The sequence below is a fragment of the Pseudomonas sp. CJQ_9 genome (assembly GCF_043106615.1).
In the GTDB taxonomy this organism is placed as follows: Bacteria; Pseudomonadota; Gammaproteobacteria; order Pseudomonadales; family Pseudomonadaceae; genus Aquipseudomonas; species Aquipseudomonas juntendi.
Genome location: NZ_JBICMS010000064.1, coordinates 1 through 592 on the forward strand (window position 1 = coordinate 1; position 592 = coordinate 592).

Annotated in this window: 1 protein-coding gene; it reads right to left on the reverse strand. The window is 56.1% G+C overall.

The features are described from left to right. Positions 1–9 precede the first annotated feature (9 nt). Positions 10–483: an Lrp/AsnC family transcriptional regulator gene (locus ACF8SD_RS11710; protein WP_054905209.1), complete on the reverse strand. Its 474-nt coding sequence runs from the start codon at positions 481–483 to the stop codon at positions 10–12. Between the last annotated feature and the right edge of the window lie 109 nt (positions 484–592).

Here is a 592-nt window from a genome sequence, read left to right on the forward strand (position 1 = left end):
GAAACCACGTCAGCGGGTCTTGAGCGGCAGGCTGGTCGTGGACTTGATCTCTGAAAGCGCCACAATCGAGTTTACTTCCTGAATCCCCGGCACGTTCGACAGCTTTTCGAAGAAGAACCGCTCATAGGCCTCGATATCCGAGGTAACGATGCGCAGCAAAAAATCCACCGCGCCCATCAGCACATAGCATTCCAGCACCTCCGGGAAGCCGCGAATGGCCTCGGTGAATTCGGTGAAGTTGGAGCGCCCGTGGGCATTGAGCTTCACCTCGGCGAAGATCTGGGTGTTCAGGCCGATCTTCTTGCGGTCGAGCAAGGTCACCTGCCCACGAATCACCCCCTCGTCCTTCAAACGCTGGATACGCCGCCAGCACGGTGACTGTGACAGGCCCACACGCTCGGCAATCTGCGCGCTGGAAAGCGAAGCGTCCTCTTGCAGCAGTTCAAGAATGCGCCGATCGTAGGCGTCCAGCTCGCTATGCATTGCTGTTTCTCCATAGTGGGTGCTGACGAATTGCTCAATTCGACAGCCAGGCAAAATGGTCAAATCATAGCGAATAAAGGCTGCCTAATGCCTGTCAGTTAAGCGTTAC